Annotated in this window: 10 protein-coding genes and 2 pseudogenes; all 12 read left to right on the top strand. The window is 42.2% G+C overall.

The window, feature by feature from the left end; genetic code table 11:
- Positions 1–10 precede the first annotated feature (10 nt).
- The gene (gene der / locus N5909_RS06375; RefSeq protein ID WP_001207696.1) at positions 11–1,321 is read left to right on the top strand and encodes a ribosome biogenesis GTPase Der; all 1,311 of its coding nucleotides are present in this window, start codon (positions 11–13) and stop codon (positions 1,319–1,321) included.
- A gap of 82 nt (positions 1,322–1,403) precedes the next feature.
- Complete coding sequence (locus N5909_RS06370; protein ID WP_261083016.1) at positions 1,404–1,739, top strand: hypothetical protein; 336 nt, start codon at positions 1,404–1,406, stop codon at positions 1,737–1,739.
- A 65-nt stretch (positions 1,740–1,804) separates the two neighbouring features.
- Complete coding sequence (locus tag N5909_RS06365; protein WP_261082976.1) at positions 1,805–2,152, top strand: hypothetical protein; 348 nt, start codon at positions 1,805–1,807, stop codon at positions 2,150–2,152.
- Positions 2,153–2,185: 33 nt separating this feature from the next.
- Positions 2,186–2,472: pseudogene (locus N5909_RS06360) on the top strand (hypothetical protein).
- Between the two features lie 145 nt (positions 2,473–2,617).
- Complete coding sequence (secA, locus tag N5909_RS06355; RefSeq protein WP_033681485.1) at positions 2,618–5,131, top strand: preprotein translocase subunit SecA; 2,514 nt, start codon at positions 2,618–2,620, stop codon at positions 5,129–5,131.
- An 80-nt stretch (positions 5,132–5,211) separates the two neighbouring features.
- Positions 5,212–6,243 carry a 3-deoxy-7-phosphoheptulonate synthase gene (locus N5909_RS06350; RefSeq protein ID WP_271630998.1) on the top strand — a complete coding sequence of 344 codons (1,032 nt, stop codon included), beginning with the start codon at positions 5,212–5,214 and terminating at the stop codon, positions 6,241–6,243.
- Between the two features lies 1 nt (position 6,244).
- Complete coding sequence (locus N5909_RS06345; protein WP_000864047.1) at positions 6,245–7,276, top strand: 3-deoxy-7-phosphoheptulonate synthase; 1,032 nt, start codon at positions 6,245–6,247, stop codon at positions 7,274–7,276.
- Between the two features lie 44 nt (positions 7,277–7,320).
- A complete protein-coding gene (acpS, locus tag N5909_RS06340; RefSeq protein WP_185757563.1) occupies positions 7,321–7,683 on the top strand; it encodes a holo-ACP synthase in 363 nt (120 codons plus the stop codon).
- On the top strand, positions 7,673–8,776 hold the full coding sequence (gene alr / locus N5909_RS06335; protein ID WP_271630997.1) for an alanine racemase: 1,104 nt from the start codon (positions 7,673–7,675) through the stop codon (positions 8,774–8,776). The genes acpS and alr overlap by 11 nt, the downstream gene beginning before the upstream one ends.
- The gene (gene recG / locus N5909_RS06330; RefSeq protein ID WP_271631026.1) at positions 8,767–10,812 is read left to right on the top strand and encodes an ATP-dependent DNA helicase RecG; all 2,046 of its coding nucleotides are present in this window, start codon (positions 8,767–8,769) and stop codon (positions 10,810–10,812) included. The genes alr and recG overlap by 10 nt, the downstream gene beginning before the upstream one ends.
- 317 nt (positions 10,813–11,129) lie before the next feature.
- The gene (locus N5909_RS06325) at positions 11,130–12,110 is read left to right on the top strand and encodes an acetylxylan esterase (protein WP_125416283.1); all 981 of its coding nucleotides are present in this window, start codon (positions 11,130–11,132) and stop codon (positions 12,108–12,110) included.
- Positions 12,111–12,439: 329 nt separating this feature from the next.
- Positions 12,440–15,342: pseudogene (locus N5909_RS06320) on the top strand (SIALI-17 repeat-containing surface protein); the annotation flags it as partial.

The raw sequence follows: 15,342 nt of genomic DNA, 5'->3' as shown, positions 1-15,342 counted from the left end.
GTGAGAAATTATGGCCCTACCAACTATTGCCATTGTAGGACGTCCCAATGTTGGGAAATCAACCCTATTTAATCGGATCGCTGGTGAGCGAATCTCCATTGTAGAAGATGTCGAAGGAGTGACACGTGATCGTATCTATGCAACAGGTGAGTGGCTCAATCGTTCCTTTAGCATGATTGATACAGGAGGAATCGATGATGTTGATGCTCCTTTCATGGAGCAAATCAAGCATCAGGCAGAAATTGCCATGGAAGAAGCAGATGTTATCGTCTTTGTCGTGTCTGGTAAGGAAGGAATTACCGATGCAGACGAATACGTAGCCCGTAAGCTTTATAAGACCCACAAACCAGTTATCCTCGCGGTCAACAAGGTGGACAACCCTGAGATGCGAAACGATATCTATGATTTCTATGCCCTCGGTTTGGGTGAACCATTGCCAATCTCATCTGTCCATGGGATCGGTACAGGGGATGTGCTAGATGCTATCGTAGAAAATCTTCCAAATGAATATGAAGAAGAAAATCCAGATGTCATTAAGTTTAGCCTGATTGGTCGTCCAAACGTTGGAAAATCAAGCTTGATCAATGCTATCTTGGGCGAAGACCGTGTCATTGCCAGTCCTGTTGCTGGAACAACTCGTGACGCCATTGATACGCACTTTACAGATACAGATGGTCAAGAGTTTACCATGATTGATACGGCTGGTATGCGTAAATCTGGTAAGGTTTATGAAAATACTGAGAAATACTCTGTCATGCGCGCCATGCGAGCTATTGACCGTTCAGATGTGGTCTTAATGGTCATCAATGCGGAAGAAGGCATTCGTGAATACGATAAGCGTATCGCAGGATTTGCTCATGAAGCTGGTAAAGGGATGATTATCGTGGTCAACAAGTGGGATACACTTGAAAAAGACAACCACACTATGAAAAACTGGGAAGAAGATATCCGTGAGCAGTTCCAATACCTGCCTTACGCCCCGATTATCTTTGTATCAGCTTTGACCAAGCAACGTCTCCACAAACTTCCTGAGATGATTAAGCAAATCAGCGAAAGTCAAAATACACGTATTCCATCAGCTGTCTTGAACGATGTCATCATGGATGCTATTGCCATCAATCCAACACCGACAGACAAAGGTAAACGCCTCAAGATTTTCTACGCGACCCAAGTGGCAACCAAACCACCAACCTTTGTCATCTTTGTCAACGAAGAAGAACTCATGCACTTTTCTTACCTGCGTTTCTTGGAAAATCAAATCCGCAAGGCCTTTGTCTTTGAGGGAACACCGATTCATCTCATCGCAAGAAAACGCAAATAAAAAAGTAGAATCTGGAATGACATTTCCAGATTTTTTTGATAGAATGAAGTTAAAGAAAACGCTATCAAAAGAGGTGCTGCTGATGGAACATTTGTTTAAATTCTTATTTTTAGCACCTTACTTTTATTTTGATAACTGGATTGAAAAGGCCAACAGAAATAGTAAATTTTTCCCAATTTTTTACTATTTTTACTGGTTTTACATCCCCCTCTATGCTCTTTTTAGCCTTGCTTGGACAGTTGTTTCAGTTCTGTTTTTCAATATCGTCTTGAGAAATGTGACAGATATCAAGTTATGGGGCATTTGGTTTCTTTTTATTTTGCTAGCTATTGGTCTGAATAGGTCAACTTATTTCTGTTTCAAAAAAATGCTTCGCTTGAGACTGGAACTAGGAAAGTCTAAAGGCGGCAAGCATTGAGTTATATTGGTAATAACATTTAATAGAACGAAACTAAAGAAAACAGTTTCAAAGAGGAGGTGTCGATGATGAAACTGTCCTTTAATTGGTTTAATTTGATACTCTTATTTCCTTGTTTTTATTTTTTCTATTGGATAGACAATGCTGACAGAAACAGTAAAATTTTCCCCATCTTCTACTATTTTTACTGGATTTATATTTCCCTTTTAGCTCTGTTTAGCTTGGATATGACAATTTTTTCATTCTTATTTTTCCCTTTTGTTCTAAATCATGAATCAGATGCTAGTGCTTGGGGTGTTGGGTTGCTTTTGATAGTCTTATCTCTAGGCAGCGACTGGTTAGACTATATCTTTTTCAAAAAAATGCTTAGACTAAGAAAGGAGTTAGGAAAGTCTACGGGTGGAAGGTATTGATTTATATCGGTTTTTATTTATAGGAGGTGGCTTATGGAACGTCTAAAATCATTTATTACACGCTATTCTAAGGTCTATATTGGTTTAGTTCTGTTGATCTGGATTGCTTTCTTCTTTCTTCCTTGGGGCAGTCCGATTCTGGGGGGAAGATTGACCTCTTCAGCATACAGAAAGTCTTGCTAGTTTTTGGCATTCTGTCCATTTTGATGGCCTTGCTGTCCAAGAAAGTCAGTCTCTTTGTTTTTGGACTCATCTGCTGTCTTTCTCTTTGGATTAACCTATTTATTCTGTTTGCTATTTTGCCGATTTTTGGCAATTAAAGTATCATAAAAGTCAGAGAGGTTAGCTTGGAAACTAGCCTCTTTTTCCTTTTCAAAATGGGGATTCTTCCTTGAAAATAATCAGTAATTGTGCTAAAATTAAAAGAACATTCTAAAATATTCGGAATTTAAAGTAAGGAAAAACATGGCTAATATTTTAAAAACAATTATCGAAAATGATAAAGGAGAAATCCGTCGTCTGGAAAAGATGGCTGATAAGGTTTTCAAATACGAAGACCAAATGGCTGCTTTGACTGACGACCAACTAAAAGCAAAAACAGTTGAATTTAAAGAACGTTATCAAAATGGAGAATCACTGGATTCATTGCTTTATGAAGCATTTGCGGTTGTCCGTGAGGGTGCCAAACGTGTCCTAGGTCTCTTCCCATATAAGGTTCAGGTCATGGGAGGAATCGTTCTTCACCATGGTGACGTGCCAGAGATGCGTACAGGGGAAGGGAAAACCTTGACGGCGACCATGCCGGTATACCTCAATGCCCTTTCAGGCAAAGGGGTTCACGTAGTTACGGTCAATGAATACCTGTCAGAACGTGACGCGACTGAGATGGGTGAATTGTACTCTTGGCTTGGTTTGTCAGTAGGAATTAACTTGGCTGCCAAATCTCCAATGGAGAAAAAAGAAGCCTATGAGTGTGATATTACCTACTCAACCAACTCAGAAATCGGATTTGACTACCTTCGTGATAACATGGTCGTTCGCGCTGAAAACATGGTACAACGTCCGCTTAACTATGCCTTGGTCGATGAGGTTGACTCAATCTTGATTGACGAGGCCCGTACACCTTTGATCGTATCAGGTGCTAATGCAGTTGAAACTAGTCAGCTCTACCACATGGCAGACCACTATGTAAAATCGTTGGACAAAGACGACTACATCATCGATGTGCAGTCTAAGACTATTGGTTTGTCTGATTCAGGGATTGACAAGGCTGAAAGCTACTTCAAGCTTGAAAATCTCTATGACATCGAAAACGTAGCTCTGACTCACTTTATCGATAACGCCCTTCGTGCCAACTACATCATGCTTCTCGATATTGACTATGTGGTGAGCGAAGAGCAAGAAATCTTGATTGTCGACCAATTTACAGGTCGTACCATGGAAGGTCGTCGTTATTCTGATGGATTGCACCAAGCCATTGAAGCCAAAGAAGGTGTGCCAATCCAGGATGAAACCAAGACATCTGCCTCAATCACTTACCAAAACCTTTTCCGTATGTACAAGAAATTGTCTGGTATGACGGGTACAGGTAAGACTGAGGAAGAAGAATTCCGTGAAATTTACAACATTCGTGTTATTCCAATCCCAACAAATCGTCCTGTTCAACGTATTGACCATCCAGACTTGCTTTTTGCTAGCATTGAAGCTAAGTTTAAGGCCGTTGTTAAAGACGTTAAGGCTCGTTACCAAAAAGGTCAACCTGTCTTGGTTGGTACAGTAGCGGTTGAAACCAGTGACTACATTTCTAAAAAATTGGTCGAAGCTGGTGTTCCTCACGAAGTCTTGAACGCCAAAAACCACTATAAAGAAGCCCAAATCATCATGAATGCTGGTCAGCGTGGTGCTGTTACCATCGCAACTAACATGGCCGGTCGTGGTACCGATATCAAGCTTGGTGAAGGAGTTCGTGAACTTGGAGGACTTTGTGTTATTGGTACAGAACGTCATGAAAGCCGTCGTATCGACAACCAGCTTCGTGGACGTTCAGGTCGTCAGGGAGACCCAGGTGAGTCACAATTCTACCTATCTCTTGAAGATGACTTGATGAAACGTTTTGGTTCTGAACGCTTGAAGGGAATCTTTGAACGTCTCAACATGTCTGAAGAGGCGATTGAGTCTCGTATGTTGACACGTCAGGTTGAAGCGGCACAAAAACGTGTCGAAGGAAATAACTACGATACCCGTAAACAAGTCCTTCAGTATGACGATGTCATGCGTGAACAACGTGAGATTATCTACGCTCAACGTTACGATGTTATCACTGCAGACCGTGACTTGGCGCCTGAAATTCACTCAATGATTAAACGTACGATTGGTCGTGTCGTTGATGGTCATGCGCGTGCCAAACAAGATGAAAAACTAGAAGCGATTTTGAACTTTGCTAAGTACAACTTGCTTCCAGAAGATTCTATTACGATGGAAGATTTGTCAGGCTTGTCTGATAAGGCTATCAAAGAAGAACTCTTCCAACGTGCCTTGAAGGTTTACGATAGTCAAGTTTCAAAACTACGAGATGAAGAAGCAGTTAAAGAATTCCAAAAAGTTTTGATTCTACGAGTGGTAGATAATAAGTGGACAGACCATATCGACGCCCTTGATCAATTGCGTAACGCGGTAGGACTTCGTGGCTATGCTCAGAACAACCCTGTTGTTGAGTATCAGGCAGAAGGTTTCCGTATGTTTAATGACATGATTGGTTCGATCGAATTTGATGTGACACGTTTGATGATGAAAGCACAAATTCATGAACAAGAAAGACCACAAGCAGAGCACCATATCAGTACAACGGCGACTCGCAATATCGCTGCCCACCAAGCAAATATGCCTGAAAATCTGGATTTGAGTCAGATTGGACGGAATGAACTTTGCCCATGTGGTTCTGGTAAGAAGTTTAAAAACTGTCACGGTAAAAGACAATAAAATGAGATAGTTTAGAGGCGGATACCTTGTGAAAAGTAAATTTTTACTTGGTATCCGTTTGCTTTATAAGGAGATGAGTTATGGTATTTACAGCAAAAAGTCCTAAAATTAATATTGAAGAAGTTCGTGCCTTATCAAAATTAGAAGGCCAAGCTTTGGAGAGAAAATCACAGCGCGATAAAGAGCTAGAAGCCATTATACGTGGAGAAGACCAGCGGATTCTCTTGGTAATCGGGCCATGCTCATCTGACAATGAAGAAGCTGTTCTTGAATACGCTAAGCGTTTGGCAGCTTTGCAAGAAGAAGTGGCAGACCGTATCTTTATGGTTATGCGTGTTTATACTGCTAAACCCCGTACCAACGGAGATGGCTATAAGGGCTTGATTCACCAGCCTAATGCGACAGAAGCGCCTAGTCTTATCAATGGAATCAAAGCCGTTCGCCATCTTCATTATCGTGTTATCACAGAAACAGGAATGACAACGGCTGATGAAATGCTTTATCCTGAAAATCTACCGCTTGTGGATGATTTGATTTCTTACATGGCGGTTGGTGCCCGTTCAGTTGAAGACCAGCAACACCGCTTTGTGGCAAGTGGAGCAGATTTCGCGACTGGGTTTAAAAATCCAACATCTGGAAATCTCAATGTTATGTTTAATGGGATTTATGCTGCTCAAAACAAACAAAGTTTCCTTTTCCTAGGAAAAGAAGTGGAAACAACTGGGAACCCGCTTTCGCACGCTATTCTTCGTGGAGCAATCAATGAGTATGGTAAGAATATTCCTAACTACTACTATGATAATTTGATGGATACTATTGCTCAGTATGAGAAAATGGGTTTAGAAAATCCCTTTATCATCGTGGATACCAATCATGACAATTCTGGTAAGCAATACATGGACCAGATTCGAATTGTCCGCCAGACCTTGATTAACCGTGCTTGGAATGAAAAAATCAAGCAGTACGTTCGTGGCTTTATGATTGAGTCTTATCTAGAAGACGGCCGTCAAAACGAACCGGAAGTATTTGGCAAGTCTATCACGGACCCTTGTCTTGGCTGGGAAAATACAGAAGCCCTTGTCAGAGAAATCTACCAAACGCTAGGAGAATAAGATGGCATTTATTGAAAAAGGTCAAGAAATCGATATTGAAGCAATCAAAGCAGAAACCCAATTGTCTGCGGAAGCCTTGCGACTAAAGGAGCGTCGTGATAGAGAAATGGCAGACATCATTTCAGGAGAAGATGACCGGATCCTTTTGGTGATTGGTCCTTGCTCTTCTGATAATGAAGAGGCTGTCTTGGAATATGCCCGCCGTTTATCCGCCTTGCAGAAGAAGGTGGCGGACAAGATTTTCATGGTTATGCGTGTTTATACAGCTAAACCTCGCACCAACGGAGACGGCTATAAAGGTTTGGTTCACCAACCAGATACCTCTAAGGCTCCAAGCCTGATTAACGGTTTGCAGGCTGTGCGCCAGTTGCACTACCGCGTCATTACAGAGACAGGTTTGACAACGGCAGATGAGATGCTTTATCCGTCAAATCTGGTCTTGGTAGATGATTTGGTCAGCTACCATGCTGTAGGAGCTCGTTCTGTGGAAGACCAAGAGCACCGCTTTGTGGCCTCGGGGATTGATGCACCAGTCGGGATGAAAAATCCAACCTCTGGGAATCTTGGTGTTATGTTTAACGGTATCTATGCCGCCCAAAACAAACAAACCTTCCTCTTCCATGGTCAAGAAGTTGAGACTTCAGGAAATCCCTTGGCTCACGTCATCCTTCGTGGTGCAGTTAATGAATATGGGAAAAATGAGCCTAACTTTTACTATGAGACCTTGCTAAATGCCATTGAACGCTATGAAGCCATGGGACTTGAAAATCCCTTTATTCTCATTGATACCAACCATGATAATTCAGGCAAGCAATATATGGAGCAGATTCGAATTGTTCGCCAGACCTTGCAAAATCGTGACTGGAATGAGAAGATTAAAAAGATAGTTCGAGGCTTTATGATTGAATCTTATCTAGCAGATGGTCGTCAAAACCAACCAGAGGTCTTTGGTTGCTCCATTACCGATCCTTGTCTAGGTTGGGAAAATACAGAGGCCTTGGTAGAAGAGATTTATGCTACCTTGACAAAATAAGTGAAAAGGATGGAGTTGGGGGATCTCAACTCCTTTTGATGAGAATGATAGTTGGACACGGAATTGACATCGAAGAATTGGCTTCGATAGAAAGCGCAGTTACACGACATGAAGGCTTTGCTAAGCGCGTGCTGACCGCTAAGGAAATGGAACGGTTTACCAGTCTTAAAGGGCGCAGGCAAATCGAATATTTGGCTGGTCGCTGGTCGGCTAAAGAAGCCTTTTCCAAGGCTATGGGAACTGGTATTGGAAAGCTCGGTTTTCAGGATTTGGAAGTCTTGAACAATGAACGCGGGGCGCCTTATTTTAGTCAGGCACCATTTTTAGGAAAGATTTGGCTATCTATCAGCCATACCGATCAGTTTGTGACAGCCAGTGTCATTTTGGAGGAAAATCATGAAAGCTAGTCCACATAGACCAACCAAGGCTCTGATTCATCTGGGAGCTATTCGACAAAATATTCAGCAAATGGGGGCTCATATCCCTCAAGGAACGCTCAAATTTGCAGTAGTCAAGGCTAATGCCTATGGGCATGGAGCTGTTGCTGTTGCGACGGCTATTCAAGATGATGTTGATGGCTTTTGTGTTTCGAATATTGATGAAGCCATTGAACTCAGACATGCTGGACTCGGCAAACGAATCCTCATTTTAGGAGTTTCTGAAATCGAAGCTGTTGCTCTAGCTAAAGAATACGACATCACCTTGACAGTGGCTGGACTGGAGTGGATTCAAGTATTGTTAGATAAGGAAGCTGACCTAACTGGATTGACAGTTCACCTCAAGATTGATTCAGGAATGGGACGAATTGGTTTTCGAGAGGCTTGTGAGGCTGAGCAGGCTCAAGACTTGCTCCAACAACACGGTGCTCGTGTTGAAGGGATTTTTACCCACTTTGCTACTGCAGACGAGGAATCAGATGACTACTTTAATGCCCAGTTAGAACGGTTTAAAACTATTTTGGCCAGTATGAAAGAAGTTCCAGAGCTGGTTCATGCCAGCAATTCGGCAACGACTCTTTGGCATGCAGAGACTATTTTTAACGCCGTTCGTATGGGAGACGCTATGTATGGCCTGAATCCCAGTGGAGAAGTTTTAAATCTCCCTTATGATTTAAAATCAGCCTTGACCTTGGAGTCTGCTCTGGTTCATGTCAAGACAGTTCCAGCCGGAGCTTGCATGGGCTACGGAGCGACCTATCAGGCAGACAGCGAGCAAGTCATTGCGACGGTGCCAATCGGTTATGCGGATGGTTGGACACGTGACATGCAGAATTTCTTTGTCTTGGTAGATGGACAAGCTTGCCCAATCGTTGGGCGAGTATCTATGGACCAAATCACCATTCGTCTGCCTAAGCTTTATCCCTTAGGAACCAAGGTAACATTGATTGGTTCTAACGAGGGTAAGGAGATAACGGCTACTCAGGTAGCGACCTACCGTGGGACTATTAACTACGAGGTGGTTTGTCTTCTCAGCGACCGCATTCCGAGAGAATATCATTAAACCAACGAAAGGAGTGGAGCATGAATCTACATCAACCCTTGCATGTCTTGCCTGGTGTGGGACCAAAGTCAGCAGAAAAATACGCCAAACTAGGAATTGAAAACTTGCAAGACCTCTTGCTCTACTTTCCTTTCCGTTATGAAGACTTCAAAACCAAGCAAGTATTGGAACTAGAGGACGGGGAGAAGGCAGTCCTATCTGGTCAAGTCGTGACTCCTGCCAGTGTCCAGTATTATGGATTCAAGCGCAATCGTCTGCGCTTTAGCCTCAAGCAGGGAGAAGTCGTTTTTGCGGTGAATTTCTTTAACCAGCCCTATCTAGCAGATAAGATAGAGTTGGGAGCAACCCTTGCTGTCTTTGGAAAATGGGACCGAGCCAAGGCTAGTCTGACTGGGATGAAGGTCCTAGCTCAGGTGGAAGATGACCTCCAACCTGTTTATCGCTTGGCTCAGGGAATCAGTCAGGCCAGTCTGGTCAAGGTTATTAAGACGGCCTTTGATCAGGGATTGGACCTCTTGATTGAGGAAAATCTTCCCCAGTCTTTGCTGGACAAATACAAACTCATGTCCCGTTGTCAGGCAGTCCGAGCTATGCATTTTCCAAAGGATTTGGCAGAATACAAGCAGGCTCTTCGCCGTATCAAATTTGAGGAACTCTTTTATTTCCAAATGCAATTGCAGACGCTCAAGTCTGAAAATAGAGTTCAGGGAAGCGGTTTGGTTTTGAACTGGTCTCAGAAAAAAGTGACAGCTGTTAAAGAAAGCCTTCCTTTTGCTCTGACCCCAGCTCAAGAAAAGAGTTTACAGGAAATTTTGACCGACATGAAGTCGGACCACCACATGAATCGTCTTTTGCAAGGGGATGTGGGGAGCGGGAAAACGGTGGTCGCTGGCTTGGCTATGTATGCGGCAGTGACGGCTGGCTACCAAGCAGCCCTTATGGTACCAACAGAAATCCTTGCAGAGCAACATTTTGAGAGTTTACAGAACCTCTTTCCAGACTTGAAACTGGCTCTTTTGACAGGTTCCTTGAAAGCTGCAGAAAAGAGAGAAGTCTTGGAGACTATTGCCAAGGGTGAGGCTGATTTGATTATCGGAACTCACGCTCTAATACAGGATGGGGTGGATTATGCTCGTCTGGGCTTGATTATCATCGATGAGCAGCACCGCTTTGGTGTAGGGCAAAGGCGTGTTCTGAGAGAAAAAGGCGACAACCCAGATGTCCTCATGATGACGGCGACTCCCATACCACGAACCTTGGCTATCACAGCCTTTGGAGATATGGATGTTTCCATTATTGACCAGATGCCAGCAGGACGAAAGCCTATTGTGACGCGCTGGATCAAACATGAGCAATTGCCTCAGGTCTTGACTTGGTTAGAGGGGGAAATCCAAAAAGGTTCACAAGCCTATGTCATCTCTCCTTTGATTGAAGAATCAGAAGCTCTGGATTTGAAAAATGCCATTGCCTTATCAGAGGAATTGACGGCTCATTTTGCAGGTAAGGCAGAAGTGGCTCTTCTACATGGTAAGATGAAGAGTGACGAAAAAGACCAGATTATGCAGGAGTTCAAAGAGCAAAAAACGGCTATTCTAGTTTCGACAACGGTTATCGAGGTTGGGGTCAATGTTCCCAATGCGACCGTTATGATTATCATGGATGCCGATCGCTTCGGTCTCAGCCAGCTTCACCAGCTCAGAGGTCGTGTGGGTCGGGGAGATAAGCAGTCTTATGCAGTTCTCGTTGCCAATCCTAAGACGGATTCTGGGAAAGACCGCATGCGCATCATGACAGAAACCACTAATGGATTTGTCCTTGCAGAGGAAGATTTGAAAATGCGTGGTTCAGGTGAGATTTTTGGAACCAGACAGTCAGGTCTTCCAGAGTTCCAAGTGGCTGATATTATCGAAGATTTTCCGATTTTAGAAGAAGCCAGAAAGGTTGCTACTTACATTAGTTCGATAGAAGCTTGGCAAGAGGATCCAGAATGGCGCATGATTGCCCTTCATTTGGAAAAGAAAGAACATCTAGATTAAGCTTTCTCTAAGGAAATCTTAAGCTAGCTTTTAGGTTAGCCCCTTATACTAGAGTCATCAAAAAGAAACGAGGACTCTCACATGACCGTAACGATTAAAGTAAATTACCAAACCACTTTCCAAAAGAAAGAAGCAACAAAATAATATAAATATAAGGAAGAAAGAGCGAAATGCTCTTTTTTATTTTTGAAACTACTTTCAGTCCATTATCCTAAAAGTAAAGAATCTAAAATCTCTTTCTATTTGCCCTTCTTTCTTGCATTGCCTTTCTAGATATGCTAGAGTGGTGATAGCGATTACAAAACAAGGAGCATATTATGAAAAATCCAGCTTTGTTAGAAGAAATCAAGACTTATAGAGGACGGGATGAGGTTCCAGAGGACTTTGATGCTTTCTGGGATGGGGAAGTGAAAAAAGTTTCAACTCTTCCAGCTTATCAGTTGGAGGAAAGAGATTTCCACATTCCTCAAGTCAAGTGCTATGAGTTAACATTTGAAGGAAGCAAGGAAGGTAAGGTCTATGCGCGCGTCGTTCTTCCAAAGAGTGAGGAGAAGGTTCCGATAATCTTCCATTTCCATGGTTATATGGGACGTGGCTGGGACTGGGCTGACATGCTGGCCTATACTGTGGCTGGTTACGGTGTTGTTTCCATGGATGTGCGGGGGCAGTCAGGTTATTCACAGGACGGTTTGCGTTCTCCTTTAGGAAATACGGTTAAGGGACATATTATCCGTGGTGCTGTGGAAGGTCGGGAGCATCTCTTTTATAAGGATGTTTATTTGGACATTTACCAGTTGGTTGACATTATTGCTAGTCTGCCTGAGGTGGATGAGAAGTGTCTTTCTAGCTATGGTGCCTCACAAGGAGGGGCTCTAGCCTTGGTTGCGGCAGCGCTCAATCCTCGGATTCAGAAAACAGTAGCCATCTATCCTTTCTTGTCAGACTTCAGACGAGTGCTTGAGATTGGTAATACAAGTGAAGCCTATGACGAACTTTTCCGTTATTTCAAGTTTCACGACCCCTTCCACGAAACTGAAGAGGAAATCATGGCGACCCTTGCCTATATCGATGTGAAAAATCTTGCCCATCGTATCAAGGGTGAGGTTAAGATGATTACGGGCTTGGACGATGATGTTTGCTATCCTATTACCCAGTTTGCGATTTACAACCGTCTGACCTGTGACAAGTCCTATCGTATCATGCCAGAGTATGCTCACGAAGCCATGAATGTATTTGTCAATGATCAAGTTTACAACTGGCTCTGTGGTAGTGAGATTTCTTTTAAGTATATAAAGTGATGAATGAGAGAGCCAGTAGCTCTCTTTTTTGTTATATATGTTGAAAGTACTTTTAAGAATATTAAAATATTAAAATATTTCTGAAAGTAAAATCTATTCTATGACAAGCTTGAGATAAACCTATGACTTTATTGTATAATAAAGAAAAAGTCTCTAGGAAAGGAGTGAAAGAGCTACTGTTTGGATTACAGCTAGCTAAATTTTGAAAGAGAGAAGGAGAGGAACTCTCGTTTATTAATTACTTTCTTGTGTTTTCCTATGGTCGGGAGTAAAAATTTTAAAACAAAAAGAAAGCGCTTTATTTTTTGGTGATATTGAAAGGTAGAAAGATGAATCAGAAGAATTATGACAGAAAACAAAGATATGGTATTCGTAAATTTGCAGTGGGTGTAGCCTCTGTAACCATTGGTGCTGTGGTGTTTGGAGTAAACCCTGTATTGGCAAATGAACAAGGAAACTCAACTGTAACTGCAGCTGAAAATAATAATCAAGGTTTATCAGAATTACCAAAAGAAGCTTCTTCAGGAAGTCTTGCTCATTTAGATAGTGAATTAGCTGGAAAATTGGCAACAGCAAAAGACAATGGTGTGGAAGTTGATCAGGATAAGTTGAAGAAAAATGAGACTGCTGAAGCAGAGACAACCACTCCAACAAATACCCCTGCAGCTGAAAACACACCAGCTCCTGCTGATAAACCAGAAACAGATTCTACAACTACAGAAGCCAGTAACAAGGACCAAGATAAAGAAGAAGAGGGAGTTATTCCTCGAGATTATTATGCTAGAAACATCGAAAATGCAACTCCAGTAGTGGAAAAAGAAGATGTTGAAACAAATTCGAAAAATGGTCAGCGTGTAGACTTAGCCAGTGAATTAGATACATTGAAGAAGCTTCAAAATGCGACTATTCATATGGAATTTAAGCCAGATGCAAAAGCTCCAGATTTTTATAATCTATTCTCAGTGTCTAGTGATAAGAAAAAAGATGAGTACTTCACAATGGCTGTTCTCAATAATACAGCCTTAATTGAGGGACGTGATGCAAATGGAGCACAATTTTATGATAAATATACGGATGCTCCATTACAAGTACGTCCTGGCCAGTGGAATTCAGTAACTTTCACAGTTGAAAAACCGACAGCAGAATTACCTCATGGTCGAGTGCGCCTCTACGTGAACGGGGTATTATCTCGAACAAGTCTGAAATCTGGTCATTTCATCAAAGATATGCCAGATGTAACACATGCTCAAATCGGAGCCACCAAGCGTGCTAGTAATACTGTTTGGGGATCCAATCTACAAGTTCGGAACCTGACTGTCTATGATCGTGCTTTAACACCAGATGAAGTTCAAACACGGAGTCAACTGTTTGAAAGAGGTGATTTGGAAAAGAAACTTCCTGAAGGTGCGCAAATATCAGAGAAAGAAGATGTTTTTGAAGGCGGAATGCATAACCAACCAAATAAAGATGGGATCAAGAGTTATCGTATTCCTGCACTTCTTAAGACAGATAAAGGTACTCTGATTGCTGGTGCAGATGAGCGTCGTCTTCATTCAAGTGACTGGGGCGATATCGGCATGGTCGTCAGACGAAGTGAAGATAAGGGTAAAACATGGAGCAATCGAGTAACTATTACAAATTTACGAGACAATCCAAAAGCTTCTGATCCATCAATCGGTTCACCAGTGAACATCGATATGGTTTTGGTTCAAGATCCTGAAACAAAACGAATTTTTTCTATCTATGATATGTTCCCAGAAGGGAAAGGAATCTTTGGGATGGCTGATCAAAGAGAAGAAGCCTATAAACAAATCGATGGCAAAACTTATCAAATTCTCTATAAAGAAGGCGAAGACGGCTCCTATACAATACGTGAAAATGGCACAGTTTATACCCCAGATGGGAAACCAACAGATTATCGTGTTGTAGTAGATCCGGTGAAACCATCTTATAGTGATAAGGGTGATTTATATCAAGGGGATCGACTATTAGGAAATATTTATTTCACAAGTAATAAAACGTCTCCATTTAGAGTTGCCAAGGATTCTTATCTATGGATGTCTTACAGTGATGATGATGGTAAGACCTGGTCAGCACCTCAAGATATTACTCCAATGGTCAAAGCTGATTGGATGAAATTCTTGGGTGTGGGTCCTGGAGTGGGGATAACCCTTCGTACCGGTCCAAATAAAGGTCGAATCGTCGTTCCTGTCTATACGACTAACCGTACCAACCACCTCAATGGTTCTCAATCATCTCGAATTATCTACTCAGATGACCATGGAAAGACTTGGCATATGGGAGGTGGTGTCAACGACAATCGTACGCTTTATGATGGTACAGTTGTTGATTCAAGCACTATGAACAATTATTATGCTCAAAATACGGAATCTTCTGTTGTTCAGTTAAACAATGGGGACCTCAAACTATTTATGCGTGGTTTGACAGGTGATCTACAGGTTGCGACAAGTCATGATGGTGGTCTAACTTGGGACAATAACGTTGATCGCTATGATGTGCCAGATGTTTATGTTCAAATGGCCGCGACTCATACGGTTCAAAATGGTAAAGAGTATATTCTCTTGGCGAATGCGAACGGTCCAGGTCGTAAAAATGGTTATATTCGAGTGGCTCGTGTTGAAGAAGATGGCCAGTTAACTTGGTTGCACCATCATTTGATTCAGGAAGGTGAATATGCATATAACTCTCTTCAACAAATTGGACCGGATGAATTTGGACTTTTATATGAGCACCATGCTCTAGGGGGGGTTCCATATACACTTTCCTTCAAGAAATTCAACTGGGATTTCTTGACCAAGGAAAGAATTTCTCCTAAAGAAGCAAAAGTAAAATATGCTATTCAAAAATGGCCAGGTATTATTGCGATGGAGTTTGATTCGGAAGTATTGGTAAATAAGGCTCCGACCCTTCAGTTGGCAAATGGTAAAACGGCAACCTTCATGACCCAGTATGATACAAAAACTCTCCTATTCACAGTGAATCCAGAGGATATGGGTCAAAGGATTACAGGTCTGGCAGACGGTGCAATTGAAAGTATGCACAATTTACCAGTCTCTTTAGCTGGATCTAAATTAAGCGATGGTATAAATGGAAGTGAAGCTGCGATAAATGAAGTTCCAGAATTTACAGGTGGAGTTAATGGCGTTGAGGCTGCAGTAACTGAAGAAGCTCCTGAATATACAGGTCCATTGGCAACAGTGGGAGAAGAACC

Origin of the sequence: Streptococcus gwangjuensis, from assembly GCF_028156745.1 — a bacterium.
Taxonomy (GTDB): domain Bacteria; phylum Bacillota; class Bacilli; order Lactobacillales; family Streptococcaceae; genus Streptococcus; species Streptococcus gwangjuense_A.
The sequence above is the reverse complement of the archived record's forward strand: the minus strand, read 5'-3'. Positions and strand labels throughout refer to the sequence as shown.